The organism is Staphylococcus sp. HMSC14C01, from assembly GCF_001808085.1.
GTDB classification, from domain to species: Bacteria; Bacillota; Bacilli; order Staphylococcales; family Staphylococcaceae; genus Staphylococcus; species Staphylococcus hominis.
This window is the reverse complement of sequence record NZ_KV792017.1, coordinates 1-2,488: the sequence shown is the minus strand read 5'-3', so window position 1 is coordinate 2,488 and position 2,488 is coordinate 1. Positions and strand designations below refer to the sequence as shown.

1 rRNA gene is annotated in these 2,488 nt (G+C 47.7%); it reads right to left on the bottom strand.

Going from position 1 to position 2,488, the window contains the following annotated elements:
• Positions 1 to 2,349 (bottom strand): 23S ribosomal RNA (locus tag HMPREF3131_RS02040); the annotation flags it as partial.
• Positions 2,350 to 2,488 lie beyond the last annotated feature (139 nt).

Below are 2,488 nucleotides of genomic sequence, written 5' to 3'. Positions count from 1 at the left end.
CTCTATGAATGATTTCCAACCATTCTGAGGGAACCTTTGAGCGCCTCCGTTACCTTTTAGGAGGCGACCGCCCCAGTCAAACTGCCCGCCTGACACTGTCTCCCACCACGATAAGTGGTGCGGGTTAGAAAGCCAACACAGCTAGGGTAGTATCCCACCAACGCCTCCACGTAAGCTAGCGCTCACGTTTCAAAGGCTCCTACCTATCCTGTACAAGCTGTGCCGAATTTCAATATCAGGCTACAGTAAAGCTCCACGGGGTCTTTCCGTCCTGTCGCGGGTAACCTGCATCTTCACAGGTACTATGATTTCACCGAGTCTCTCGTTGAGACAGTGCCCAAATCGTTACGCCTTTCGTGCGGGTCGGAACTTACCCGACAAGGAATTTCGCTACCTTAGGACCGTTATAGTTACGGCCGCCGTTTACTGGGGCTTCGATTCGTAGCTTCGCAGAAGCTAACCACTCCTCTTAACCTTCCAGCACCGGGCAGGCGTCAGCCCCTATACATCACCTTACGGTTTAGCAGAGACCTGTGTTTTTGATAAACAGTCGCTTGGGCCTATTCACTGCGGCTCTTCTGGGCTTGCACCCTAAAGAGCACCCCTTCTCCCGAAGTTACGGGGTCATTTTGCCGAGTTCCTTAACGAGAGTTCGCTCGCTCACCTTAGAATTCTCATCTTGACTACCTGTGTCGGTTTGCGGTACGGGCACCTAATCTCTATCTAGAGGCTTTTCTCGGCAGTGTGAAATCAACGACTCGAGGAAACAATTTCCTCTCCCCATCACAGCTCAATCTTAAGAGTGCCGGATTTGCCTAACACTCAATCTCACTGCTTAGACGTACAATCCAATCGTACGCTTCGCCTATCCTACTGCGTCCCCCCATCGATTAAAACGATTATAGGTGGTACAGGAATATCAACCTGTTATCCATCGCCTACGCCTGTCGGCCTCAGCTTAGGACCCGACTAACCCAGAGCGGACGAGCCTTCCTCTGGAAACCTTAGTCAATCGGTGGACGGGATTCTCACCCGTCTTTCGCTACTCACACCGGCATTCTCACTTCTAAGCGCTCCACATGTCCTTGCGATCATGCTTCAACGCCCTTAGAACGCTCTCCTACCATTGTCCAAAGGACAATCCACAGCTTCGGTAATATGTTTAGCCCCGGTACATTTTCGGCGCAGTGTCACTCGACTAGTGAGCTATTACGCACTCTTTAAATGATGGCTGCTTCTAAGCCAACATCCTAGTTGTCTGGGCAACGCCACATCCTTTTCCACTTAACATATATTTTGGGACCTTAGCTGGTGGTCTGGGCTGTTTCCCTTTCGAACACGGACCTTATCACCCATGTTCTGACTCCCAAGTTAAATTAATTGGCATTCGGAGTTTGTCTGAATTCGGTAACCCGAGAGGGGCCCCTCGTCCAAACAGTGCTCTACCTCCAATAATCATCACTTGAGGCTAGCCCTAAAGCTATTTCGGAGAGAACCAGCTATCTCCAAGTTCGATTGGAATTTCTCCGCTACCCACAGTTCATCCGCTCACTTTTCAACGTAAGTCGGTTCGGTCCTCCATTCAGTGTTACCTGAACTTCAACCTGACCATGGGTAGATCACCTGGTTTCGGGTCTACGACCAAATACTATACGCCCTATTCAGACTCGCTTTCGCTACGGCTCCACATTTTCTGCTTAACCTTGCATCAGATCGTAACTCGCCGGTTCATTCTACAAAAGGCACGCCATCACCCATTAACGGGCTCTGACTACTTGTAAGCACACGGTTTCAAGTTCTCTTTCACTCCCCTTCCGGGGTACTTTTCACCTTTCCCTCACGGTACTGGTTCACTATCGGTCACTAGAGAGTATTTAGCCTTAGGAGATGGTCCTCCCAGATTCCGACGGAATTTCACGTGCTCCGTCGTACTCAGGATCCACTCAAGAGAGAATATATTTTCAACTACAGGATTATTACCTTCTTTGATTCAACTTTCCAGATGATTCGTTTAATATATTCCTTTGTAACTCCGTATAGAGTGTCCTACAACCCCAATAAGCAAGCTTATTGGTTTGGGCTCTTCCCGTTTCGCTCGCCGCTACTCAGGGAATCGAATTTTCTTTCTCTTCCTCCGGGTACTAAGATGTTTCAGTTCTCCGGGTCTGCCTTCTGACAAGCTATGAATTCACTTGTCGATAACACAACATAACTTGTGTTGGGTTCCCCCATTCGGAAATCTCTGGATCAACGCTTACTTACAGCTACCCAAAGCATATCGTCGTTAGTAACGTCCTTCATCGGCTTCTAGTGCCAAGGCATCCACCGTGCGCCCTTAATAACTTAATCTAATATAGTTATTAATCTGTGAGTGTTCTTTCGAACACTAGCGATTATTTTTTATGAATTCAAGCTTATTTAAAACTCTATTCACTCGGTTTTGCTTGGTAAAATCTATTTACTTACTTATCTAGTTTTCAATGTACAA